This is a genomic window from Bradyrhizobium ingae (assembly GCF_055791185.1).
In genome coordinates this window covers 175,406-199,159 of sequence record NZ_JBVUBB010000008.1, presented here as the reverse complement: position 1 = coordinate 199,159, position 23,754 = coordinate 175,406, and the positions used below count along the sequence as shown (strand labels likewise).

Below are 23,754 nucleotides of genomic sequence, written 5' to 3'. Positions count from 1 at the left end.
TTCCTGCTCTCCGCAATCTCGATGTCGTCCTGACGAAAGCCAGGACGACGGCGGAGTCATCTCCGGCCGCGGCGGTCGCGGTGATAGGTGAGCGCCAGCGACAGGCAAACCGCGAGCGGCTGCTTCGCTAGCGTGCCCGAAACAGGCAACAGCAACGCCCGGTTCTGGCGATATTCGAACTGATCCGGAAAGCGCTCGCGAAACGCTTCGATCAGCGTCGTCTTGCAGTTGAACAGGACCGCAGCGTGATCATCGGACTCTTTCACGCGGCCGAGCCGTATGGTGCTGCCGCTTCCAGAATGTTCGGTGAGATAAGCCGGCTCGCCCCATTTCAACGTTTCGGTCAGCGCGCCGACGTCGTCGTGCGCCCTGGCGGTCGCGAAGATGAGCTCGCGCACGTCGAGAAGACGCCGGCGGATCGGCCGTGGAAAAGGCTCGAAGGCGCGGCTCACTTCGCGCGGCAGTGGGGGCACCATCATGGCCGATCGCTCAGTGGCAGATGGATCTCGGTGAGGAGATCGCCGGGCGCTACCTCCATCGGATTGTTGCGATAGGTCTCGAAGATCGGAGCATCGTCGCTCTCACGGCCTGATGACGGCAACCAAACGCCGAGCAGCCAGCGATAGGCGTCCTTCATGTCGGCGTACGGACCCCTATAGGAGAGGCGCGCGTAGACGCCACCACGCAAGGTCGTGGTTTCCAGAGAGGACGGAACAATCACGTCATCCGCAACCGGCGTACACGCCTTCGAGCGTAATTGATCGACGGCGACGAGATCGGGATCATCAAGGAAAACCGCCCGCATCTCCTGGCCGGGCCTCAGCAACAGCCGAGATCCCAGCTCCGAGAACAGGCGTGTCATCGCCTTGTCGATCTGCATGTAGGATCCAACATGTGACGCGGCCGCACAGCGCGTCGGCGGCAACGCCACGATGTCGACGGGAAACCCTGCGGCGTCCTGCTCACCCGTCGCGGCCTTGAACGCCGCATGGCTGCCATTGGCGCGGTAGTCGGCCGGCGTCATGCCATAGGCGCCTCTGAACGCGCGCGCAAAGGCGTCAACGGCACCATACCCGGCCCGTTCCGCTATCGCCTTGATCGGCTCGCTCGAATTGGCGAGACGGTCCGCAGACCGAAGCAGGCGCAGGCGACGCATCGTTGCAGCGATCGTCTCGCCGCGCATCGCCGCGTGGATGCGATGCCAGTGATAGCGCGAGATGCACGCGATCTCGGCGAGGTCGTCGAGGCGAATGTCATCGTCCAGATGCGCATAGATGTGGTCGACGACACGGGCCAGGCGCGCCTCGTAGCTTGCTTGCGTTTGCGGTCTATTCATCGACCCCGATCTCGATCTGCTTACGACAGTATCGCACGGAGCATTCCGACAAATCTTGCGGATTTGCGGGTAGCGGCTGCTTCGGCAGCGCGCCGGTAGTCCGGCAATCAGGCCGGCAGGCCGGCCCCGCGAAGGCCGGTCTCGTAGCGCTGGCGGTCGACGTCGCGCTTATAATGCTGGGTGACGACATGATTGGCGACCGAAAATGCCGGCTCGCGCTTGATAACCTCGGCCGCGTGGGCGCCGGCCGCAACCGCGTTGCCCATCTGCGCGAAGATCGCGGCGAGGAAGGCATGATGAGTATGGTCGGGCCGCGTGATCCGTGAAAAGGCTTCGGCGGCTTCGGCGTATTTCTCGGCACAGTAATAGGCACGCCCGAGATGGCTCCAGAAGCGTTCGGGGTGATAGGGGTTGAGCCGCATCGCCTTCTTGATCCAGTCGATGCCTTCCTCCGGCCGGCCGAGCCAGGTCAGCAACTCGCCCTGCTGCACCACCACGAGATCATAGTTCGGATTCAGCGCGAGCGCCCGCTCCTGATGGTAGGCGGCCCTGTCATGATCGTCGCGGTTCAGGTTGAGCGCGGCGAGGATGCGGTGTACGTCGCTGTCATTGTCGTCGAGCGCCAGCGCGGTCTCCAGCTCGGAAGACACGTGCTGGAAGGTCAGGTCGCGATCCGCGCACCAGCCGTAAACCCAGGTCTGGCCGAGGACGCATGCCTTCCAGGCATGCGCATGGGCGTAGTTCGCATCGAGCGAAAGCGCCCGGTCGAGCAGAGACTGCGCCTGCGCGTTGTCGTCGCGGTTCGAACGGTGGTGCAGGATCTTTGCCGCAAGCACGCATTCGTAGGCCGCCATATTGTCGGTCGGCTTGCGTTTCGCGCGATCATGGCTCGCCGCCTCGACGCGGCCGGGCAGCGTCGAGGCGATCGCGCGGGTCATCTCGTCCTGGATCGCGAAGATGTCCTCGAGCTCGCGGTCATAGCGATCGGCCCAGATGTGCCGGTCGGTCTCGGCGTCGATCAGCTGCACGGTGACGCGCACCCGCCCTCCCGCCTTTCGCACGCTCCCTTCGACGACATAGTCGACGCCGAATTCGCGGGCGACCTCCTGCACTTTCACCGCCTTGCCCTTGTACACGAAGGCCGAGTTTCGGGAGATGACCAGCAGATCGTGGAAGCGCGAGAGCTCGGTGATGATGTCTTCGGTCAGGCCGTCGGCGAAAAACTCCTGCTCCGGATCGCCGCTCATGTTGGCGAAGGGCAGCACGGCGATCGAAGGCTTCTTCGAAACGCCCGGCACAGGCGCTGCCTCGGTCGTCCCGTCCAGCGCGCCGGCCATCTCCTCGCTCAGCCGGACGCGGAAGACGCGGATCGGTCGCGCGATGTTCTTGACGTTCTGCTCGCCCAGATCGTCGAAATCGACGCCATCAAGACGCTGGCCGAGCTGGTCGCGGACCGCGCTCGAGATGCAGATGCCGCCGGGCTCGGCCAGCGCCTCCAGCCGGGCCGCGACGTTGACGCCGTCGCCGAAAATGTCGTTCTGGTCGACGATCACGTCGCCCAGATTGATGCCGATGCGAAACTGTATCCACCGTCCGGGCGCAACGTCGGCATTACGCCGACCCATGCGGCGCTGAACCTCGGCCGCGCACAGCACGGCATCGACGACGCTGTGGAATTCGACGAGCAGGCCGTCGCCCGTGGTCTTGATGATACGTCCGCGATTGCGGCTGATGACCGGATCGATGAGCTCGATCCGGTGGGTCTTGAGGCGCGCAAGCGTTCCGGCCTCGTCGGCCTCCATGAGCCGACTAAAGCCGACCATGTCAGCGGCGAGGACCGCAGCGAGCCGGCGCTCTGGTCCAGGCGCATCCATTGCTCGGTCCCTTCACCGAGCAGCTTAGCAGAGAAGCGGATTTTGCCTAGGTTTGGTGCGCTGCAATTGAAAGGCCAGGTGGCCCTCAGAGCATTCCCAGCGCCTGCATGTAGGTCTCGAGGATCGTTTCGGCCTCGGCGCGCTCGTTGGGATCCTGCTTGCGCAGGCGCACGATGGTGCGCAGCGCCTTCACGTCGTAGCCATTGCCCTTGCTCTCGGCATAGACGTCGCGGATGTCGTCGGAGATCGCCTTTTTCTCTTCCTCCAGCCGCTCGATACGCTCGATGATGGAGCGGAGCTGATCTTTGGCGAACTTCGTGGCGGGCGCTTCTTCGTCGACGGCGGTGGCAATGGCCATCTCGTACTCCTGATGGAACTGGCAGGGTGAGGTAACGCCGGCGTCCTTGCACCGCGCGTGCTGGTTTGACCCTTAGGTTTGGCAGCCGTTACGTCAAGGCAGCATCGCGCTCGTCCACAGCGCACCCACATCTTCGTGTCGCGGCGGCCAAAAACCGGTTGTGCCGCGAACCGACTCAGCCTCTTGAGGCGGGACTCAATGCCCGGGATGGACTTTCTTCATGGCCTCGAGCTGCTCGGGCGTGGCCCTGCCCTGGTACTTCGCCTTCCAGGTCTCATAAGGCATGCCATAGACCGCCTCGCGGCTCTCGTCCTTGCTCAGAGGCACGCCTTTGGCATCAGCGGCGTCCTTGAGCCAGTTGGACAGGCAATTGCGGCAGAAGCCCGCAAGATTCATCAGATCGATGTTCTGGACGTCGGTCCGCGCCTTCAAATGCTCGACCAGCCGCCGAAAGGCTGCCGCCTCGAGCTCTGTTCTGGTTTTGTCGTCGATTGCCATGACGATGACCTCACTGTCCGGACTGACCGTTACGGGACTAGGTAGTTAGGCTTTTGTCACAGATTTTGCCATATCCCGGTGCAAACGGGGTCCCCTGGACGGTCCTTAGGCAGTTCCCGCGCTCTACGCCAAATCGTCAATGATCTGATATAGCTTCCCGCGACTATGATCGCCGAATCTCCCGCCTTCCAACGCCTCTCCACCTGGCTCATGCGCCTCGCCCCGGCGCTGGCGATTGCCATGCTGTGCCTGTCGACCAGCCCCGCCTCGGCCGACTTCCGCCTCTGCAACAACACTTCGAGCCGGGTCGGGATCGCGCTCGGCTACAAGGACGCCGAAGGCTGGACCACGGAGGGCTGGTGGAACATCTCCTCCCGGTCCTGCGAGACATTGCTGCGGGGCACGCTGGTGGCCCGCTATTACTACATCTATGCGATCGACTACGACCGCGGCGGCGAATGGTCGGGCCAAGCCTTCATGTGCTCGCGGGACAAGGAATTCACCATTCGCGGCACCGAGGACTGCCTCGCCCGCGGTTACGACCGGACCGGCTATTTCGAGGTCGACACCGGCGAGCAGCGCGCCTGGACAGTGCAACTGACCGATGCCAACGAACAACCCTCGCAGCAACGGGTACCTGGCCTGCCGGGCCCGGTTGGGCCGGGCGGCGGCGTTCCGGGTTTGCCCAATAGCCCGCCGGGTGCTACGCCCCCGGGCTCGCCTGGCCTTGCGCCTGCACCCCCGCCCCCGCCTGGAAATAAGCCATGAGGCGACTTCGCCGTATCAAGATTCTCGCGACCCTAGGACCTGCCTCTTCGGACCTCGCGACAATCCGCCGCCTCTTCGAGGCCGGCGCCGACATCTTTCGCATCAATATGAGCCACACCCCGCATGACAAGATGCGGGAGCTGGTGGCGACGATCCGCAACGTCGAGTCCAGCTACGGGCGGCCGATCGGCATCCTGGTCGACCTGCAGGGGCCGAAGCTCCGGCTCGGCTCGTTCGCCGAAGGAGCCGTGCAACTCCAGAACGGCCAGACCTTCACGCTGGATTCCGACAAGGCGCCGGGTGACAGTACCCGCGTCTACCTTCCGCATCCGGAGATCCTGGCCGCGCTACGGCCCGGCCACGCGCTCTTGCTCGACGACGGCAAGGTGCGGCTGATCGCGGAGCAGACTTCGAAAGAGCATGCGGTGACGCGTGTCGTGGTCGGCGGCAAGATGTCGGACCGCAAGGGCGTCAGCCTGCCGGATACCGACCTGCCGGTCTCGGCGATGACCCAGAAGGACCGCGCCGACCTCGAGGCAGCGGCGACCACCGGCATCGACTGGATCGCGCTGTCCTTCGTGCAGCGCGCCGACGACGTGCTTGAAGCCAAGAAGATGATCCGTGGCCGCGCCGCCGTGATGGCCAAGATCGAGAAGCCGCAGGCGATCGACCGCCTCGCCGACATCATCGAGGCTTCCGACGCGCTGATGGTGGCGCGCGGCGATCTCGGCGTCGAGTTGCCGCTGGAGCGCGTGCCGAGCCTCCAGAAGCAGATGACGCGGATGGCCCGCCGCGCCGGCAAGCCGGTGGTGATCGCCACCCAGATGCTGGAATCGATGATCCAGTCGCCGGTGCCGACCCGCGCCGAAGTCTCCGACGTCGCGACTGCCGTCTATGAGGGCGCCGACGCCATCATGCTGTCGGCCGAATCGGCCGCCGGCAAGTTTCCGGTCGAGGCGGTCTCGACCATGAACCGCATCGGCGAGGAGGTCGAACGCGACCCGACCTATCGCTCCGTGATCATGGCCCAGCGGCCGGACCCGGAAGCGACAGTGGGCGACGCGATCGCGGACGCCGCGCGCGTGATGGCCGATACGCTCGACCTGCCGGCGCTGATCTGCTGGACCAGCTCCGGCTCGACCGCGATCCGCGTGGCGCGCGAACGTCCAAAGGCGCCGATCGTGGCGATCACGCCGAACATGACGACGGGACGCAAGCTCGCGGTGGTCTGGGGCGTGCATTGCGTGGTGGCGGAAGACGCGCGCGACCAGGACGACATGGTCAACCGCGCCGGCCAGATCGCATTCCGCGATGGCTTTGTCCGCGCCGGTCAGCGCGTGATCATCGTCGCCGGCGTGCCGCTCGGCATCCCCGGCACCACCAACATGGTCCGCATCGCCTCCGTCGGCCCCGAGGGCGACGCGAATATGTGATCCCTTCATTCCGGGGCGCACGCGCAGGGCACGGGTGAACCTGGAATCTGGAGATTGCGGCGCGAGATTCCGGGTTCGCGTTTGCGCGCGTCCCGGGACAGCTCCAACTTACGCCCCCACCAGCGCCTTCGCCGGCAACACCGTCTGCTGCACCACGAGACCCCTGGCGCGGGCATCCATGACGCCGACCGCACGCAGCGCCAGTAGCGTGACCGTCTGCACGGCGTCGCGCAGCTTGACCGGATCCTCCAGATTGTCGGGCGCGAGCGGCCCGACCAGGGCCTCGTGCAGCGCGCCGAGCAGCGCCGTTGCGGCAAGCGCGGTGTCCTGCGCCGGCAGATGGCCGGCACGCACGGCGGCCTCGATCCGGGAGGCTATTTCGCCCGCGATCTCGCGCCGGCTCGCAAGCCTGGAGGCGCTGACATCGACATCGACCGGCTCGGCCAGAATGCCCCAGGCCAGCTTGCGCTGGGAGAGCGTGTGCACCGCAACCGTGGTGACGGCGGCCGCCAGCGCCGAGGACGGACCGGGCGCCGCATCGGCCGCCCGGCGGATTGCGGCGAGCTCGTCACGCGACACTTCGCCGATCAACTCGGAGATCAGGTCAGCTTTGGAGGGAAAGTAGCGGTAGACCGTTCCAGCCGCGACGTTGGCCCTGACCGCCACCGGGGCGATCTGCACCGCGACCATGCCGCCTTCCGCTGCCGCCTCCCGCGCCGCCGCCAGAATGGCGCTGCGCCGAGCGGCTAGGCGTTTCACCACTTGATGGGTCCGCCGGTAAACCATGGCGCGCTTCCTGTCCCACGCGCCTGGCCGTGCATTTCGGCCGAACGCTTCTTCACTGTTTTCGCTGCAAATCGCCCGCAAGAACTGAACAACTATTCAGAGCGAATGACAAGACCTCAAATGTGCGAGGCTGATCCGCCAGTGCAAGGCGAGGCGGGGGACGAGGCAAGGTCCGGCCGGGACGTCGGCAGCTCACGCCAATCGGCGAGCGCACGAGCAACGATCAATGCGGCCACGATCAGCGTCGCCGCAAGCCCGACGGGGATTCTCAGAAACGGAAAACTCGCAAGCAGCGCAAGCACGAGGCCGAGCGCATAAGGCTCGTAAGCACGGAAGCCGCTATCGCATCCGCTGCGCACGAGCCAGGCGACGGGAATGGCCAGCACCGCGAAATCATACATGTACGTGTAGGGCGAGCAGAGCAGCGTGCCGGTCGCAAGCGCGGCCGCCTTCAGCGCATACGGCACCTTGCTGCGCCACATCAACACGAGCCCGATCGCGACAGCGCTGGCCACCACCACCTGCAACGTCCAACCGAGCGTCTCGCTGCCACCAAGACATCGCACCATCGCGAACACGCTCTGGAGCCTCAGCCAGGATTGCGAGCCCTCCGAGAGAACGGCCTTCGAGATCATCGGCATCCAATGGAAGAACGCAACCCAGCTCTCGACGCCAAACACAAGCATCGACGCCAATGCAACGGACACGGCGGTGATGGCCGCCGAGACGAAGACTTTCCATTCTCCGCTCGCGACGAGCACGAGCGGAAACAAGAGTCCATATTGTGGCTTGTAGGTGAGAAGGCCCAGACAGATTCCGGCAAGCACCTGATGACGCGGCAACAGGTACAGCGCACTGCCGATCAGGCCGGCGGTCAGAAAGCCGTTCTGCCCGATCGCGAGATTGTCGAAGGTCGCCGGAAACGCGACCGCAAGCATGACACCGAAGCTGCGCCCGACGATCGCACGCATCAGCGCAACATAGGGCAGCATGCTGGCGAAGGCCCAGCCCATAAAGGCCACGGCATAGGGAAATTGAGCGAGGAAGGCGGCGACGAACAGGAATGGCGGCGGATAATGCCAGGCGAAATAGCCGGCGAAATCCTGACCGAGCACGGCGACCTCGACCTGCTTCTGCACCTGCCAGTCCCACGCCTGCACGGGATGGCCGTCGAGCGCCAGCCTGCCGGCGGCCCACACGTTCACGAAATCGGTGGGATTACCGAGCCCGTTCGCGTCATAGATCCAGGAGTGCGCGATATAAGCGAGCGGGAAATGCAGCAGCGTCAGGACGAGCAGCACGAGGCAGACGTTGAACAGCACAGGCGGCACCGAGCCTGGCCGCAAATCTGAGGGCGGGCTCAAGGCGAGTTCGGCCATGCTGCATTCCCCTCGAGAAATCGCACGCGGCGGCTGAAATGAAAGAGCCCCGGAATCCCGGGGCTCTTCGAATTCACGTCGATCGTCCTGACTTACTTCAGGCTGGACGAGATCGAGCCGAACTTGGAGTTCAGCGAGGTGCCGAGGTTATTGACCACGGTGATGATGGCCAGCGCGATGCCTGCGGCGATCAGGCCGTATTCAATAGCGGTGGCGCCGGATTCATCCTTCACGAAGCGCGCAACGAGGTTCTTCATAGACTGCTCCAAAGTGTACACAAGGCTACAACGAGTCTGGTCTGACCGGCTTCCCAGCGCCGCGCGACCATGGAACCGACCGTAGCGACAAAGAATTGCACCGCAGTTAATTCGGCCGCGGAAACATGCATGGGTTTGCGTGTATTCCGCGATGGTAAATCGAAATTGAAAACAATCGGTTAAATCGTCCGGAAACATACCGGTTCTATCTGGGCCGGTTTACTCGAAGTTATGACCATCATGGTCCAATGCCGCCGCTAAAGCGCGATGAATCGCCATCGCGCTTTGGGTTCTTGTTTGAGCATGATCTCCGCGCAACGCGTTCCGCGTTTGTCGCGAGGGAAAACCGCTTCACACTTTGCGCTAACGCGGCCCTCCGGGTCCGGATCATGCTTTGGAAGCCGGCAGGATCAACGTCCGGCAGAACGACGAGGCGGAATGTCCCTCTCCTTTACCTACGGCATGGCGATGCAGAGCCGCGCGCGAATCCTGGTGCCGCTCTGCGTCGGCGCGGGCGCCTATCTCTGCTTCCTCTTCATCGGCGATACGCTGCTCCAGGATTCCGACTCGTTCTGGCAGATCAAGATCGGACAATGGATCCTCGATCATCGCGCGCTGCCCTATACGGACATCTACTCCTTCACGCGGACAGGCCAGCCCTGGATCTCCACCTCATGGCTGTCGCAAGTGCTGTTCGCGAGCTCCTATGCGCAATGGGGCTGGGCGGGACCGGTGATCCTCACGGCGGCAGCGCTCGCGCTCACTGTCGCAATCTTCGTCTACCTGCTCGACGCCCATCTCGAGCTTCCGCGCTCGGTGCTGTTTGCGATGCTGGCGCTGCTCTTGTCGCTGCATCACCTTCTGGCGCGTCCGCACATCCTGGCGCTGCCCGTCATGGTGCTGTGGGCCGGCGCGCTGATGGCGGCCGCCGATCGCAAGAGCGCGCCGTCATGGCTCTGGCTGCCATTGATGGCGCTGTGGGCGAACCTGCATGGCGGCTTCGTTCTGGGTCTGGCGCTGATCGGTCCGATCGCGCTCGAGGCGGTCGAGCATGCCGAGAAAGGACGACGGATTCAGCTATTCCTGCGCTGGGTGCTGTTCGGCATCGCCGCGCTGATCGCAAGCTGCGCCACGCCTTACGGCTGGAGGACGCTATGGGGCGCGACCAACATCCTCAACCTCGGCGAACTGCTGACGGTGATCTTCGAGTGGATGCCGGCGAATTTCGCCTCGTTCTCGGCGTTTGAAGGCGCCCTGCTCGGCCTCATCGCCATCGGCTTCTATCGCGGCCTCGTACTCTCGGCGCCGCGGATTTTCCTGATCCTGTTCCTGACCTGGAGCGCGCTGACGCATGTCAGGAGCATCGAGGCATTTGCGTTCCTGGTCCCGCTGGTGCTGGCAAAGCCGCTCGGCCAATTGTCGCCGCGCCCCGTACCGGCCTCGGGCAATGGCGAAATCTGGCCCGCCCGCTACGTCACCGTAACTGGCGCGCTGATGATCCTGGCAGCCAGCTGGACCTCGACTGCGATCTATATGGGACATCACCGCTTCGCGTTCACGATGTTCCAGACACCCGTCGCCGCGGTCGACCTGCTCGAGCAGCGCAAGGCGCAGCGGGTCTTCAACGCCTACCAGTTCGGCGGTTACCTGATCTCGCGCGACGTCCCGGTCTTCGTCGACGGCCGCGCCGAGCTCTATGGCGAGAAATTCGTCATGGATTTCTTCAAGGCGACGGAGGGCAAGAAGCCCGACCTGCTTCCGCGCCTGCTCGACGAGTACAAGATCGACGCGACACTGCTGGTCGCCGATGCGCCTGGCCCGCAGATCCTCGATCATCTCAAGGGCTGGAAACGGATCTACGCCGACGACATCGCGGTGATCCATGTGCGGGACGACGGGCAAGGTGCGGCTGCAGCACCTTCGCCCGCGACATCGAAGTGAGCGGCAAGGCGCTCTTCAGTTTCCCGACTGCAATTCGCCAAAACGCTCCCAGCCCTTGCCGTTGAAGCGCATGAACTGCATCTGGTCGACCGGCACGTGATCGGTCGAGCCAGTGTTGATCTTGATGCCGGGTAGCAGCATCGGCAGCTCGAGATCGTGGATCGAGAACGCCTGCTTCAGGATGTTCTCGGTCGACAGATCATCACCGCAAGCCTTCAGAACCGCCTCCAGGGCCATCGCGCTGTTGTAGGAATTGACATAGTTGGTGTCGTGCTGGTCGGCTTCGGGCACATACTTTGTCATGAATTCCCGCCAGCCCTTCACGCCCGCGTCGTCCTTCCATGCGGGATCGTCGGGGTCCTTCACATAGGCCGTGGAGAGAATGCCGACACCGGCCTCGAGCCCCGCCGGCTCCATCACCGTCGACACCCAGACCGCAACATTTGAGAGGAACGTCATCGGCCGCCAGCCGATCTCAAAGGACTTTCGGATCGCTTGCGCCGCGAATTTCGGCGTCGCCGCGATCACGAAGACGTCGGCGCCCGACGCCTTCAGCTTCACGATCTGGGAATCGATGGTCGGGTCCTGCGGCTCGTATGTCGCGTTGGTGACGACGGCGTCGTACTTCTCGCCGAGCACGTCCTTCAGTCCGGCAAGATAGTCACGGCCGTAATCGTCGTTCTGCGAGATCACCGCGAATTTCGCGTTGGGGTTCTTCGCCAGCGCATAGCGCGCGTAGAGCCGCGCCTCGTAGCGGAAGGGCGCCTGCACACCCATCGTCGCCTGCGGATAGTGCGCGATATCGGCGAATTTCGAAGCGCCGGAAGCCAGGAAGAGCTGGGGGATGTTCTTGCTCTGGAGATACTTGGCGATGGCCGTGTTGTGCGCGGTGCCGATCGAGGAAAAGATCAGCGCGACCTCGTCGCTCTCGACCAGGCGCCGAGTCTGCTCCACCGTCTTCGGTGGTGCGTAGGAATCGTCGAGCGATATCAGATTGACCTTGCGGCCATTGATGCCGCCCTTCGCGTTCAGCATCTTGAAATAGCCGACCTCGCCCTTGCCGAGCGCACCGAACGCCGAGACCGGCCCGCTATAGGGCATGGTCTGGCCGATCTTGATCTCCGTGGCGGTGACGCCGCGCATCTCTGCGGCGATGGAGGCCGCGGGCAATATCAGGAAACAAACGGCGCCGAACGCGCCCAATGCCGTCGCCAAACGCATCGACCTTCCCCCCTTGGTCTTTTGTGCTGCACGTACCGAGCGCACGGCTATGCCGTTCTCCGGCCGGAAGCAAGATGCCACGATGGCGCGAGGGGAACCAGCCACAGCCAGATTGGCCTCAGACCTCGTTGCCGAGGCTGCTTCGCGAGTTTGCCCCGCTCCTTGGGGGGATCACGAGCTTGGATCGCGATGACAGGGGCGGAGTGCCCGCCCGCAAATCACCAGCGCCAACAAAAAAACGCGGCGTTGCCGCCGCGTTTTTCAATTCGATGTACCGCTTGCGGTTACGCCTGCGGCTGCGGCTCCAGGCCGGGATCCGGATCGGGCCGCGGGCGCGACTTGCCGGCCGGCGGCACCGCCGAAGCGCGCGGCGTGCTCGGCTCGAGCACGGACTCGCGGTTGGGCTTCTTGCCCTTGAGGAGATCGACGATCTCATCTCCCGTCAGCGTCTCGAACTCGAGCAGGCCCTTGGCCAGCGTCTCAAGGTCGGCATGCTTCTCGGTGAGAATGCGGGTCGCCTCCTTGTAGCCCTCCTCGACGAGGCGCTTGATCTCGGAGTCGATCTTCTGGACCGTTGCTTCAGACGCGTTCTGCGTCCGCGACACCGACATGCCCAGGAACACCTCGTCCTGGTTCTCGCCATAGGAGACCGTGCCGAGCTCTTCCGACAGGCCCCAGCGCGTCACCATCATGCGGGCAAGCCGCGTGGCCTGCTCGATGTCGGAGGCGGCACCCGAGGTCACCTTCTCGCGGCCGAAGATCAGCTCTTCGGCAACGCGGCCGCCCATCATGATGGCGAGGCGCGAAGTCATCTGCTCCAGCGACATCGACAGCTTGTCGCGCTCGGGCAGCTGCATGACCATGCCGAGCGCGCGGCCGCGCGGAATGATGGTCGCCTTGTGGATCGGATCGGTCGCCGGAACGTTGAGGCCGACGATGGCGTGACCACCCTCGTGATAGGCCGTCAGCAACTTCTCTTCCTCGGTCATGACGAGCGACTTGCGCTCGGCGCCCATCATCACCTTGTCCTTGGCTTCCTCGAACTCGGCCTGCGTCACCATGCGCTTGTTGCGGCGGGCGGCAGTCAATGCGGCTTCGTTGACGAGGTTCATCAGGTCGGCGCCGGAGAAGCCCGGGGTGCCGCGCGCGATGGTCTTGAGATTGATATCGGGGGCCAGCGGCACCTTGCGGACGTGAACCTTCAAAATCTGCTCGCGGCCGACGACATCCGGATTGGGCACCACGACCTGGCGGTCGAAGCGGCCGGGACGCAGCAGTGCAGGATCGAGAACGTCGGGACGGTTGGTCGCGGCGATCAGGATCACGCCCTCGTTCGCCTCGAAGCCGTCCATCTCGACTAGCAACTGGTTCAGCGTCTGCTCGCGCTCGTCATTGCCGCCGCCGAGACCGGCGCCACGGTGACGACCGACGGCGTCGATTTCGTCGATGAAGATGATGCAGGGCGCGTTCTTCTTCGCCTGCTCGAACATGTCGCGGACGCGGCTCGCACCGACACCGACGAACATTTCGACGAAGTCGGAGCCGGAAATGGTGAAGAACGGCACGTTGGCTTCGCCCGCGACCGCACGCGCGATCAGGGTCTTGCCGGTGCCGGGCGGGCCGACCAGCAGCACGCCGCGCGGAATGCGGCCGCCAAGCCGCTGGAATTTGCCGGGGTCGCGCAGGAATTCGACGATCTCCTGCAGGTCCTGCTTGGCCTCGTCGACGCCGGCGACGTCCTCGAAGGTGACGCGGCCATGCGCTTCGGTCAGCATCTTGGCGCGCGACTTGCCGAAGCCCATCGCCTTGCCGGCGCCGCCCTGCATCTGCCGCGACAGGAAGATCCACACGCCGATCAGCGCGATGAACGGCAGCCAGGAGACCAGCAGCGAGACGAACCACGGCACGTTGTCGCCGGGCGGCTTCGCGGTGATCTGGACCTTGCTGTCATAGAGGCGCTTCACCAGCGTCGGATCGTTGGGCGCATAGGTCTGGAAGCTCGAGCCGTTGGTGAAGGTCCCGTGAATCTCCGGCCCCTGGATCACGACGTCGCGCACATTGCCCCGATCGACCTCGCTCAGGAGCTGCGAGAAGGCGATGTCCTGGGAGGAGGCGCGCTGGCCGGGATTCTGGAAGAGCGTGAACAACGCCAATAGCAGCAAGACAATAATGACCCAGAGGGCGAAATTGCGCAGATTGGCGTTCATCGATCTTCCTTCGTGGTCGCGCGGATCGCGGCCCTATTCCTTGGGCAAGCTAGAGAAAATCCCCAAGGAATCCTCTCGGTTAGACGCATACAATTTAGGTGCCGCCCCGCTCGCTGCCAAGGGAACGAGATGGGACTATTTATCCCATCTTAGCCCGATTCCCGCGGAAATAATGGCGGGCCAGGCTGGGTTTTTCCGGGCTGGTTAAGGTGTCCTGAGGGCAAGCGCCGAGCGGGCCGGTGTCATGATCCGGCCCTGACGCGCCGCGCCGGGGCCGGCGCGATCAGGATGCGCCCCCGGGACAGGCTGATGAGGGCCCCCGCAAGCGTCTGCTTGACCTGAGGCCGACTGGTTCCGGCCGCGCGTCGGCCCGTGCCCTCGGCGATGCTGCGGTCGAGGACCGCCAAGAGGGCCTCGACCTTGCCCAATTCCGCCGGCCCCTCGTGCCCGACTGCGTCGATCGCGCGCATCAGGAGCCGCAACCGCACCTCCTCGGGAAGTGTGGCGAAGGCCGAGACTTCGAAGCTCCGCGCGGGTGCATCGGGCAGCGGGCGATCGCGATCCCTCAGCGCGAGAAAGCGCTGGGCGCCGTCGGCCAATATGTCGACGGCGGCATTGGCGCGGGCGAGCCGCGCCGCGAGCCGCGCCAGGTTGCGTGCGCTGCCGCCTTCGGCGGCAAGCTGCGGCAAAAGCGCCCGCAGCCGCGGACGCGTGAAGGCGGTGTCGTGGTTGGTCGGATCGTCCGCGAACGCGATATTGGCACGCTTCAAGGTTGCGATCAGCTGCGCCTTCGGCACGTCGAGTAGCGGACGCGTCAGCGCAATCCCATCCCGTTCCGTGACGGGCGCCATCGCGGACAGACCGGCGATGCCGCTGCCGCGCAACAATCGCATCAGCAACGTCTCGGCCTGGTCGTCGCGGGTATGCGCGGTGAGCACATGGGTTGCTCCGGTCGCGCGCGCGGCCCGCATCAGCAGGCGATAGCGCGCGTCACGCGCGGCGGCCGGCAGCCCGGTCTTGGGCTTGGCGCCGGTCCAGCGCATCGTCCGATGCGGCAGATCGAGCGAACGCGCCAGTTGCTTGACGTCGCGCGCCTCGCGCGCCGCTTCCGGCCGGAGGCCATGATCGACGGTGACAGCGATGAGCTGCGGGCCGCGGGTGAGGCTCTTGCGCCAGCGCGCGGCAAGCCACATCAGCGCAACGGAATCCGGCCCGCCTGAAACAGCGAGCACGAGCGCCGGCGCGCGCCTCAAGTCGGCGAAAAGCAGCTTCGCCTCGCGCGCCGAGATCGGAGAATTGTCGTCGTCTGACATGACGCTGCCCGCAGGATGGCGCGCCAATTTAGCGCAGCGTCATCCGGATTGTCAGCGCTCAACGAAATAGAGCGGCTAGCACTTCACCCGCTTCTGCTCGCGATCGACGGCAGCTTTGACGCCGGCGGAGGCGCGCGGGAATTTGCGGCCGACCTCGCCGAAAGCAGCGCAGGCGGCTTCCTTCTCCTTCAGCGCGGCCAGCGACTGGCCGAGCCGCAGCAGGGAGTCCGGCGCCTTTGCGGACTTGTCATACTTCGTGGTGACGGCGAGGAAGGCCTCTGCGGCATCACGATATTGCTGACGCTGGAAGTAGCTTTCGCCGAGCCAGTACTGGGCGTCGCCGAGCAAGGGATCGCTTGGATATTTCTGGGTAAAGTTCTTCATCGTCTGCTCGGCCAGAGCATAGTCCTTGCGCTGCATGTAGCCGATGCCGAGATCGAATTCGTCGCGCGGCGATTGCGATGGCGGCTGGGTCGCCAGACCGCCGCCTGCGGCCGGCGCCGGATAACCGGGCTGCGTGGACGGAGCTGCCGCCTGCGGATAGCGGCCGCCGGTGTTGGCAAGATCGAGCGGCTCGCCGGCGCCGCGGCCGCCGGGTGCGCCGACCGGTGATCCCGCCGCCATCGGCTGCTGACCGCCGCCGAGCGCGCGCGGCGCACCGGGGGCATTGGGATTTTGGTTCGGATCGAACGCATCGCCACGGCGGCGGGAGCCGGGCGCTCCCGTCGCGGGCTGATCCTGCACGATCGGCGCGGGCGCCGCGATCTGCGGCTCATAGGCTGGCTGCTGCACCGGCTGCTGCTGTTGCCGATAGCCCGGCGTCGGCGGCGCTGCCGCGACATTGGGTTGCTGCACCGGCGCCTGCCCGGGGGCTCCTTGCGCGCCGCCCTCGAGCTGTCGGAGGCGTTCCTCGAGCTGGCGGTTGCGGTATTGCAGCTCTTCGTTCTGGCCGGTGAGCTGGCGCAGCTGGTTCTCAAGCCGCTCGATCCGCATCTCCGGGTCCGCATCGTCCGACTGCGCGAAGACCGGCGAGCACAGCGAAAGCAGCGCGGCGATCGCCACGGTGCCGTTAAAAGCCTGGAATCTGGATGACATCTTGCCCTGACGACGAAAGCGACGTGGCGCACGGCGGACAACTCGCCGCGCGAGACATTGAGAGACGGAGTACGCCAAAAATGTGACTGGTACCAAGGGCTTTCTATGACCCGGTCCATAAACAAAACCGGCGCCCAGGGGGCGCCGGCAAACCAGGTTTTCCTGTTCAGGTTTCCCTGATCAAATTTCCTTGGATCAAGGTTCCTTGGCGGAACGGCGCGTCGTCAGGAACTTGCGTTCAGCACTGTGACGGCACGACGGTTCTGCGACCAGCAGGAGATGTCGTTACAGACGGCGACCGGGCGCTCCTTGCCGTAAGAGATGGTGCGCATGCGGTTCGGGTCGATGCCGCGCGAAGCCAGGAACGAGCGGACCGACTGGGCACGGCGCGCGCCGAGCGCGATGTTGTATTCGCGGGTTCCGCGTTCATCCGCGTGACCTTCGATGGTGAAGGTATAGCGTGGGTAGCTCTGGAGCCACTGCGCCTGCTTCTCCAGCGTGACGATCGCCTGCGGCGTCAGATCGGTCTGGTCGCTCTCGAAGAAGACACGGTCGCCCACGTTGACGACGAAGTCCTGCTGGCTGCCCGGCGTCGCCGCGTTCGCATTGGCGTCCATACCGCTCAGGTTCTTGTTGGCGCAGGCGCCCATCGACAGCGCGACGGCGAGCACCGCGACCAGCTTCAATCCCTGGAGGATACGCATAGGATGTCTCATTCCGGAGCCTCCGCGCTCACGTTAGTCCACTGCTGTCCGGTCTACAGGGGGTTGGTTAAGCGAACGTTCCGTCAACCTTGATGGGACGTTGCCACGGCCGGTCAAATGCCCCCGATCGGCGAAAAGCAACCGCGATGGTTAATGGGTTGTAAATGTGGCGCGACGGTGAAGGCAATACGCGTTGGCCGGTGCAATGCCTGTTTTGCCGGAAATTTGGGCTGCCAACCGAAGGCCGCCAACCTAAGATGAACGGCAAACGCCGGCCGAGCGGCGCGGTGGTCAGCAGCCTGCCGCGAATCAGGCGTGGGCTGCGTCCGCCACCAGCACCCGTCTTTGCGCGACCTGGCGCTCGCCGCGGCGGCCAAACAGCATCCGCCGCTCGAAGGCGGTCGAACGCATCACCGGATAGCGTTCGAAGACTCGTTTCCGGAAGCTCGGGAAATCCGCCGCCATGAGTCCGAACGGCTTCGTGAGGCCGGGAACCAGCCGGGGCTCGGCGATGGTCGCATGCAGGAAGACCCGCCGATAGAAAGCTTGATGCTCGGCACGCACGATGGCGAGGCCGAGATCGGCTTTGAAATGCTCGCAGGCCATGTAAGCGATGCGCAGCGTCAGATAGGGCAGTTCCGGAACGCGCTTTGCCTTGTCGGGGTCAGCAACAAAACGCGTCGGATCGATCATGACCTCGCCGCGGTCAAGTCGGGGAAGCAGGATGTCGGGAAATACGTCAGTCGAGGTGGACTCGCGCCATTCCGCGTTCAGCACGCTGATGCGCACGGAGCTACAGAGTTCGCCCTGGAGATAAACACCGAAGGTCCACGCGTTGGGCAAATCGTCATACCGGTCGGTGACCCGGCCGTCCGGACTTTCCTTGACGGCCCCTTCCCGCAGATATGCGCGGTAGCGGAGGTTGTAGATCTCCTCCTTCTCTTCGTGGGTTTCGGCGAGGCGGTAATCGACCTCGGTCAGGAGATCTGCTCCCGGTCCAACAGCCGAAATGACCGATCGGGCTGAGGACTGCATCCGAACTCCTTACACACCACCCACCACGACGCGTAAAAACAACTTCAGCGCGCGTGACAATTCATTAACACCTTCTTAACCGCGACGCAAAGCAATCGATTAATTAGGGTTAACCCGTACGACTACGGTGCCTCCAGCAACATACTGACGTGGTTGGAATTTTCGAGAAACGATTACGCGAAGGAACGCGATCCGACAACCTGGAGCCCGTCTTCGCCGCGGCGGCCATGAGAGGCGTTGAGGAGCTGACGCATCCGCACCGCAGGCACCGGGCGACTGAACAGATAGCCCTGGGCTTCCGTGACGGTGCCGTCGGCGCTGATCAGTTCGAGCTGTTCGTTGGTCTCAATGCCTTCGACCACGACCGCCATGCCGAGGTCCGCCGACAGCCGCGCCACGCCGCGCAGCAGCGTGAGCGGCCGGTCGGTGTCGATGCCTTCGAGGAAGGAGCGGTCGATCTTCACCTTCTGCATCGGGAAATTATGCAGGTAGCTGAGGCTCGAATAGCCGGTGCCGAAATCATCCAGCGAGATGCTGACGCCGAGCGCGTGAAGCTGCGACAGGATGTCGTGGGTGAGCTGGGTATTGCGCAAGAGCGAGGATTCGGTGATCTCAATCTCGAGCCGATGCGCCGGAAGCCCCGAGACCTCCAGCGCGTAACGGATTTCGCTGAGCACGTCGCGCTGATGGAATTGCTGCGGCGAGAAGTTGACGGCGACGCTGACGCCTTCGGGCCACTTCATGCATTCCATGCAGGCCCGCCGCAGGATCCAGCGGCCCAGATCGACGATCAGGCCCATGTCCTCGGCAACCGGGATGATGTCGACCGGCGAGACCGTGCCGCGCACCGGATGGTTCCAGCGCAGCAGCGCCTCGCAGGTGGTGATCTTGCCGGTCTTCAGATTGACCAGCGGCTGAAAGAACAGCTCGAACTCCTCATTGGCGAGCGCCTTGCGCAGATCGAGCTCGAGGATGCGGCGGGCCTCGACGGTCGCCGCCATCTCATCGCGGAAGAAGCAGAAGGTGCCGCGGCCGTCGGCCTTGGCGCGGTAGAGCGCCATGTCGGCGTTCTTCAAAAGCGTATCGGCGCTGGAGCCCTCGGGCGAGGTCAGCGCGATGCCGACGCTGGCGCCGATCTCGACCAGATGATTGTCGATGCGATAGCGCTCGCTGAGCCGTTCGACGATGCGGCGCGCAAGCGCCGCCGCGTCCTCGGGCGAATTGAGGTTCTGCTGGAACACGACGAACTCGTCGCCGCCGAAGCGGGCGACGAAATCTTCGGGGCGCAGCATCTCGCGCAGGCGGTTCGCCACCGCGCACAGGAGCTGGTCGCCGCAGGGATGGCCGAGCGTGTCGTTGACCTGCTTGAACTGATCGAGATCGACGAACAGCAGCGCGGAGAGGCGCTCGGCATCGTGCGAGATCGCGAGCAACCGCTCGATCTCGTCGCGGAAACTGACACGGTTCGGTAGCGCCGTGAGCTCGTCATAGCGCGCCAGATGGCTGATCTTGGCTTCCGCATTGGTGCGCTCGGTGATGTCCTCGAGCAGCAGCACCGTGCCGCCGCCGACCATCGGCTGGAACGTCCATGACAGCGTGCGGCAGCGCTGCAGATCGGGATCGGTGGTGACGACCTCCTTCATCTGCGCGCCCTTGATCTCGCCGAGGATCATGTCGCCGCTCTCCGCCGAGATCGAGTCGGAGGCCACGCAGGCCGCGACGACGTCGGCGGCACTGGCGCCGTGGGTGACGAAATTCTCCGGCAGCACCATCAAGTCGCTGAAGCGATGGTTCATCACCGCAAGCCGTCCGTCGGCGCGGAACATGCACAGTCCGTGCGGCATGTTGTTCAGCGCAGTATCGAACTGACTCGCCAGCGCGGACTCGCGGAAACTCGAGGTCAGAGCCTTGACGAAGATCGCATGCAGGCTGAGGTTGATGTTCTTCAAGCCGATGAAGAACAGGACGAGCAGCACGGCGAGCCCAACGTAGTAGAATCCGCCATGCAGCACCAGGGCGAGCGACATCGGACCGCAGGCAAGTATGACGTGCCATTGGATCACCCTGGGCTGGCCGTAGTTCCGGGCCGCTCCGCCGGCCGTGTAGCCGACTGTGACGGCGACGCAGAGCATGTTCGCAACCGGATCGTCGTTGTTGTAGATGACGACGAAACACCACAGGCCGAGCACCCCTGCGTAGACGAGCGCGCCGAACCAGTAGCGCGGCTCCAGATGCTTGGCCTGTTCGAACGTCAAAGCCAGCGTCTGGTCTTCGTACCCTCGCATCTGAAATGCGCGCGCAGTGCCAATGGCAATGATCAGAAACGCGATCGGCCAGAGCAGGACGTCGCCAGTCTTCAGAGCCGTCATGACAGCGGCCACGGCGGTACAGGCCGAGCCGATGAAGATCGCCCAGAAATTCTGCACCATGGAGTTGATGAGAGCGGCGTAGAGTATGGGCTCCAGCTCGTCTCGATCACTCTGCTTCTGGTTGGCCAGCTGCATCGCCTTGTTACGCGTCCTGTTTGGAGCGTACTTTTACCCAGCCGAGATGAAGTCTTTCTGAGGGAACATCGTTAAAGTCGCGTTGTTTCGAACCTTCAGCGAACGAATTTCTGCTGAAATATCAATCAACTGGGCAAGCTTTGCCGGGCACAAGGTGAAGGAAAGCTTGCCGCCATCGAAGAAAGCGAAAAACTCGGCGCTGTTTTTCGAAAACTTCGCGCCGATGAATATGCGTGCGATGTCGGTGATTTATTGGCCCGACGTCGAGGACAGCAGCGGCGACCAGGCGGGGTCGGATGCGTAGCCCGGTGTCGGCACCTTCTGCTCGTTGCGACCTGAGATGTCGACGCTGAACAGCGACGGCCCACCATTGCCGCCGGGATCGCGGAAGAACATCACGACGCGGCCGTTCGGCGCGAACGTCGGGCCTTCATTGTGGAAGCCCGAGGTGAGAAGACGCTCGCCACTGCCATCGGGCTTGATGATGCCGATCGAAAACTGTCCGCCGCCCTGGCGCGTGAATGCGATGTAGTCGCCGCGCGGCGACCACACCGGCGTTGAGTAGCTGGCACTGGTGTCGTCCTTGGAAAAGGAGATGCGCTGCGCCTGGCCGCCGCCCGCAGGCATCACATAGATCTGCGGCTTGCCGCCGCGATCGGACTCGAAGCAGATGCGGGTGCCATCAGGTGAATACGAAGGAGAAGTATCGATCGCCGGCGTGTCCGTGAGGCGCGTGGTCGAGCGCGAGCGCAGATCCATCACGAACAGGTTGGAGTTGCCGCCCTGCTGGAGGCTCATGATGACGCGCTGGCCGTCCGGCGAGAACCGCGGCGCAAAGGTCATGCCGGGGAAATTGCCGACGATTTCGCGCTGTCCGGTTTCAATGTTGTAGAGATAGACCTTCGGATCGCCCTGGCCGAACTCCATGTAGGTGATCTCTTGCGAGTTCGGCGAGAAGCGCGGCGTCAGCACGAGGTCCGAGCCGCGCGTCAGATAACGCACATTGGCGCCGTCCTGGTCCATGATCGCGAGCTTCTTGACGCGGCGCTCCTTCGGCCCACTCTCGTCGACGAAGACGACGCGGCTGTCGAAATAACCCGTCTCGCCGGTGAGGCGCTGATAGATCTGGTCGGAGATGATGTGGGCGATGCGGCGCCAATATTCCGGCGAGGTGAAATATTGCTGGCCCGTGAGCTGCTGGCCCGAGACTACGTCCCACAGGCGGAATTCGGCCTTGAGGCGGCCATCCGGCTGGCGCGTCATGCGGCCTGTAACCAGCGCCTGGGCGTTGATCTGCTTCCAGCTCTGGAATTGCGGCGCGACGTCGATGTTGCTGATGCGCTCCAGATAGGCGGCCTGGTCGATCGGGTTGAACAGGCCCGAGCGCTTGAGGTTGTTGGTGATCACCTGCGTCACGCCCGCGCCGACCTCGCCGTCCGACGGCGAGCCCGCGACGAAGTTCGGGATCGCGATCGGAATCGGCTGGAAATCGGTCGGGTTCACCTGGAGGCGCCCCTGCGCAAATGCAGAGCGGCCGGCCAGCAGTGTGGCGGTCGATCCCGCTGCCGCAATGAATCCACGTCGTGTCAGCAATGGCATCTTATTCATCTGAGTTATGTCTTTTCACGCTTACAGCATATCTTTGAGGCCGAACGTCATCGGAATGTATTTCCAGGTGTCGTATTGCGCCTTGGGCAGGAATGCATAGGCCTGACATTCTTCAACCGCTCGCTTCGCGCTCTCTGCCATCGCCGTGCCGACTGACCGCGACGGTCCGCGCACGGCGACAATCGTGGGCGAGGAAGCAACCGTGCCGTCCGGGCGCATCTGGATGTCGATATCGACCTCGAACTGATCGGCGTCCTGGCCGTTGTAGGGGAATCTGAAGCAACGCCGGACGGCGGCGACGAATGCGCCCTTCCAGGTCGCGACGATCGCGGTGTCCTTGCCGTTCTGCGTTCCCAGCGCACTGGTCGCGTTCGGCGTCGCGCCGGTCATCTCGTGACGCGTCGGATCGCGCTTGTCCTCGAGCTTGGCCATGATGTCCATCGGATTGAACGGACGATCCTTCGGCTTCGGCGGCTGCGGCTTGGCAGCTTCCTGCTTCGGCGGCGGAGGCTTCTTCTCCTTCTCCGGCTTGTTCAGGGCCTCGGCGATCGGATCGACCTTCTCCTCGGGCTTCTTGTCGGCCGGCTTGCTCTCTTCCTTGGTCTTGCTTTCCTGAACCGGCTTCGGCGGATCCGGCTTCTTCTCGACAGGTTTCTCCACCGGCTTTGGCGGCGGCGGTGTCGTGTTGGTCTGAATCAGCTCTTTCTTGGTCGTGATCTTGCCCTGGGACTCCTCGGGCGGCGTCACTTCCGGAGCGACCTTGTCGACCTTGGGCTTCTGCTTGTCCTTCTCCGCAGTCTGAATGCCGGCGGTCGCCTTGGCGGGCTGATCCATCGAGATGTCTACGGGAATGACGGACTCTTCGGGAATTTCGAGCGCGCGCGAGCTAAAGGAGATCAGCCCCCAGCCGATCACGAGGACGTGGAGGGCAATCGACGCAACAACAGTCTTGTCGACTTTGACCTTCATCCCTGCTCCGGGATAATCACGATATTGGCCTTGAAGCCGGCGGCGCGCACCTGCCCCAGCAGCTTCATCATGTCGGTGTAGCAGACGTCCTTGTCGCCGCGGAGATAGACGACCCGGTCGGCGTCCGACCGCGTGTCCTTGATCGCCTCGATCTTGGACTGGAGATCGCCGGCCGAGATCGGGCTGTCGCCGAGATACAATTCCACGTTCGAGTTGCAGCCGCCGGTCGTCCGCTTCACCGACAGCGTCAAAGGCGGGGCATTCGAGGAGATCGACTTGCCACCGTTGGCGACCGGCAGGTCGATGTCGATATTCGACGTCATCAGCGGCGCTGCAACCATGAAGATGATGAGCAGCACCAGCATCACGTCGACCATCGGCGTGACGTTGATCTCGGCCATGACGGACTTGCGCCGGCTTCGGCGGCCGCCGCCACCGGACGAACTGGCTACGTTCATCGCCATGATC

Annotated in this window: 21 protein-coding genes; 3 read left to right on the top strand and 18 right to left on the bottom strand. The window is 64.0% G+C overall.

Translation table 11 applies throughout. From position 1 onward, the window contains the following. Window positions 1-56: 56 nt before the first annotated feature. From ACV1FX_RS15240 to ACV1FX_RS15220, 5 genes are all read right to left on the bottom strand, one after another. Complete coding sequence (locus tag ACV1FX_RS15240; RefSeq protein ID WP_473118369.1) at window positions 57-479, bottom strand: DUF1801 domain-containing protein; 423 nt, start codon at window positions 477-479, stop codon at window positions 57-59. Continuing rightward, window positions 476-1,336, bottom strand: a complete 861-nt coding sequence (locus tag ACV1FX_RS15235) for an AraC family transcriptional regulator (protein ID WP_473118368.1) — start codon at window positions 1,334-1,336, stop codon at window positions 476-478. Before ACV1FX_RS15235 ends, ACV1FX_RS15240 begins: the two co-directional genes overlap by 4 nt. Before the next feature lie 107 nt (window positions 1,337-1,443). Beyond that, complete coding sequence (locus ACV1FX_RS15230; RefSeq protein ID WP_473118367.1) at window positions 1,444-3,210, bottom strand: adenylate/guanylate cyclase domain-containing protein; 1,767 nt, start codon at window positions 3,208-3,210, stop codon at window positions 1,444-1,446. A gap of 85 nt (window positions 3,211-3,295) precedes the next feature. Next, window positions 3,296-3,568, bottom strand: a complete 273-nt coding sequence (locus ACV1FX_RS15225) for a DUF2312 domain-containing protein (RefSeq protein ID WP_027521921.1) — start codon at window positions 3,566-3,568, stop codon at window positions 3,296-3,298. Window positions 3,569-3,763: 195 nt separating this feature from the next. After that, entirely contained in the window at window positions 3,764-4,066 is a 303-nt protein-coding gene (locus ACV1FX_RS15220; protein WP_473118366.1) for a DUF1244 domain-containing protein, read from the bottom strand. Between the two features lie 165 nt (window positions 4,067-4,231). On the opposite strand from ACV1FX_RS15220, the gene ACV1FX_RS15215 reads away from it, so the two are divergent. After that, the gene (locus tag ACV1FX_RS15215) at window positions 4,232-4,834 is read left to right on the top strand and encodes a DUF1036 domain-containing protein (protein ID WP_473118365.1); all 603 of its coding nucleotides are present in this window, start codon (window positions 4,232-4,234) and stop codon (window positions 4,832-4,834) included. Then, window positions 4,831-6,267 carry a pyruvate kinase gene (gene pyk, locus ACV1FX_RS15210; RefSeq protein WP_473118364.1) on the top strand — a complete coding sequence of 479 codons (1,437 nt, stop codon included), beginning with the start codon at window positions 4,831-4,833 and terminating at the stop codon, window positions 6,265-6,267. Before ACV1FX_RS15215 ends, pyk begins: the two co-directional genes overlap by 4 nt. Window positions 6,268-6,375: 108 nt before the next feature. Here pyk and ACV1FX_RS15205 read toward each other — a convergent pair whose 3' ends face one another. From ACV1FX_RS15205 to ACV1FX_RS15195, 3 genes are all read right to left on the bottom strand, one after another. Then, a complete protein-coding gene (locus tag ACV1FX_RS15205; RefSeq protein ID WP_473118363.1) occupies window positions 6,376-7,053 on the bottom strand; it encodes a TetR family transcriptional regulator in 678 nt (225 codons plus the stop codon). 116 nt (window positions 7,054-7,169) lie between these two features. Next, window positions 7,170-8,432, bottom strand: a complete 1,263-nt coding sequence (locus ACV1FX_RS15200) for a glycosyltransferase family 87 protein (RefSeq protein ID WP_473118362.1) — start codon at window positions 8,430-8,432, stop codon at window positions 7,170-7,172. A 92-nt stretch (window positions 8,433-8,524) separates the two neighbouring features. After that, window positions 8,525-8,689 carry a Flp family type IVb pilin gene (locus ACV1FX_RS15195; RefSeq protein ID WP_027521915.1) on the bottom strand — a complete coding sequence of 55 codons (165 nt, stop codon included), beginning with the start codon at window positions 8,687-8,689 and terminating at the stop codon, window positions 8,525-8,527. Between the two features lie 438 nt (window positions 8,690-9,127). Here ACV1FX_RS15195 and ACV1FX_RS15190 point away from each other — a divergent pair, with 438 nt between their 5' ends. Then, entirely contained in the window at window positions 9,128-10,630 is a 1,503-nt protein-coding gene (locus tag ACV1FX_RS15190) for a hypothetical protein (protein WP_473118361.1), read from the top strand. A 15-nt stretch (window positions 10,631-10,645) separates the two neighbouring features. Here the strand turns inward: ACV1FX_RS15190 and ACV1FX_RS15185 are convergent, their stop codons facing one another. The 10 genes from ACV1FX_RS15185 to ACV1FX_RS15140 form a co-directional block, all read right to left on the bottom strand. Beyond that, window positions 10,646-11,851 (bottom strand): ABC transporter substrate-binding protein, encoded by a 1,206-nt coding sequence (locus ACV1FX_RS15185; protein WP_473118360.1) that lies wholly within the window; start codon window positions 11,849-11,851, stop codon window positions 10,646-10,648. Window positions 11,852-12,135: 284 nt separating this feature from the next. Beyond that, window positions 12,136-14,058, bottom strand: coding sequence for an ATP-dependent zinc metalloprotease FtsH (gene ftsH / locus ACV1FX_RS15180; RefSeq protein ID WP_284268825.1), 1,923 nt, complete (start codon window positions 14,056-14,058; stop codon window positions 12,136-12,138). Between the two features lie 242 nt (window positions 14,059-14,300). Beyond that, window positions 14,301-15,371 (bottom strand): tRNA lysidine(34) synthetase TilS, encoded by a 1,071-nt coding sequence (tilS, locus tag ACV1FX_RS15175; RefSeq protein ID WP_473118359.1) that lies wholly within the window; start codon window positions 15,369-15,371, stop codon window positions 14,301-14,303. A 75-nt stretch (window positions 15,372-15,446) separates the two neighbouring features. Continuing rightward, complete coding sequence (ybgF, locus tag ACV1FX_RS15170; protein ID WP_473118358.1) at window positions 15,447-16,466, bottom strand: tol-pal system protein YbgF; 1,020 nt, start codon at window positions 16,464-16,466, stop codon at window positions 15,447-15,449. Window positions 16,467-16,690: 224 nt separating this feature from the next. Continuing rightward, window positions 16,691-17,182, bottom strand: a complete 492-nt coding sequence (pal, locus tag ACV1FX_RS15165) for a peptidoglycan-associated lipoprotein Pal (RefSeq protein ID WP_473118357.1) — start codon at window positions 17,180-17,182, stop codon at window positions 16,691-16,693. Between the two features lie 297 nt (window positions 17,183-17,479). Next, window positions 17,480-18,205, bottom strand: a complete 726-nt coding sequence (locus ACV1FX_RS15160) for an N-acyl amino acid synthase FeeM domain-containing protein (RefSeq protein WP_473118356.1) — start codon at window positions 18,203-18,205, stop codon at window positions 17,480-17,482. A 173-nt stretch (window positions 18,206-18,378) separates the two neighbouring features. Next, complete coding sequence (locus ACV1FX_RS15155) at window positions 18,379-20,709, bottom strand: putative bifunctional diguanylate cyclase/phosphodiesterase (RefSeq protein WP_473118355.1); 2,331 nt, start codon at window positions 20,707-20,709, stop codon at window positions 18,379-18,381. 249 nt (window positions 20,710-20,958) lie between these two features. Further along, window positions 20,959-22,317 (bottom strand): Tol-Pal system beta propeller repeat protein TolB, encoded by a 1,359-nt coding sequence (tolB, locus tag ACV1FX_RS15150; protein ID WP_473118354.1) that lies wholly within the window; start codon window positions 22,315-22,317, stop codon window positions 20,959-20,961. Window positions 22,318-22,338: 21 nt separating this feature from the next. After that, window positions 22,339-23,286, bottom strand: coding sequence for a protein TolA (locus ACV1FX_RS15145; RefSeq protein WP_473118353.1), 948 nt, complete (start codon window positions 23,284-23,286; stop codon window positions 22,339-22,341). Continuing rightward, window positions 23,283-23,750 carry a biopolymer transporter ExbD gene (locus tag ACV1FX_RS15140; RefSeq protein WP_254099914.1) on the bottom strand — a complete coding sequence of 156 codons (468 nt, stop codon included), beginning with the start codon at window positions 23,748-23,750 and terminating at the stop codon, window positions 23,283-23,285. Before ACV1FX_RS15140 ends, ACV1FX_RS15145 begins: the two co-directional genes overlap by 4 nt. Between the last annotated feature and the right edge of the window lie 4 nt (window positions 23,751-23,754).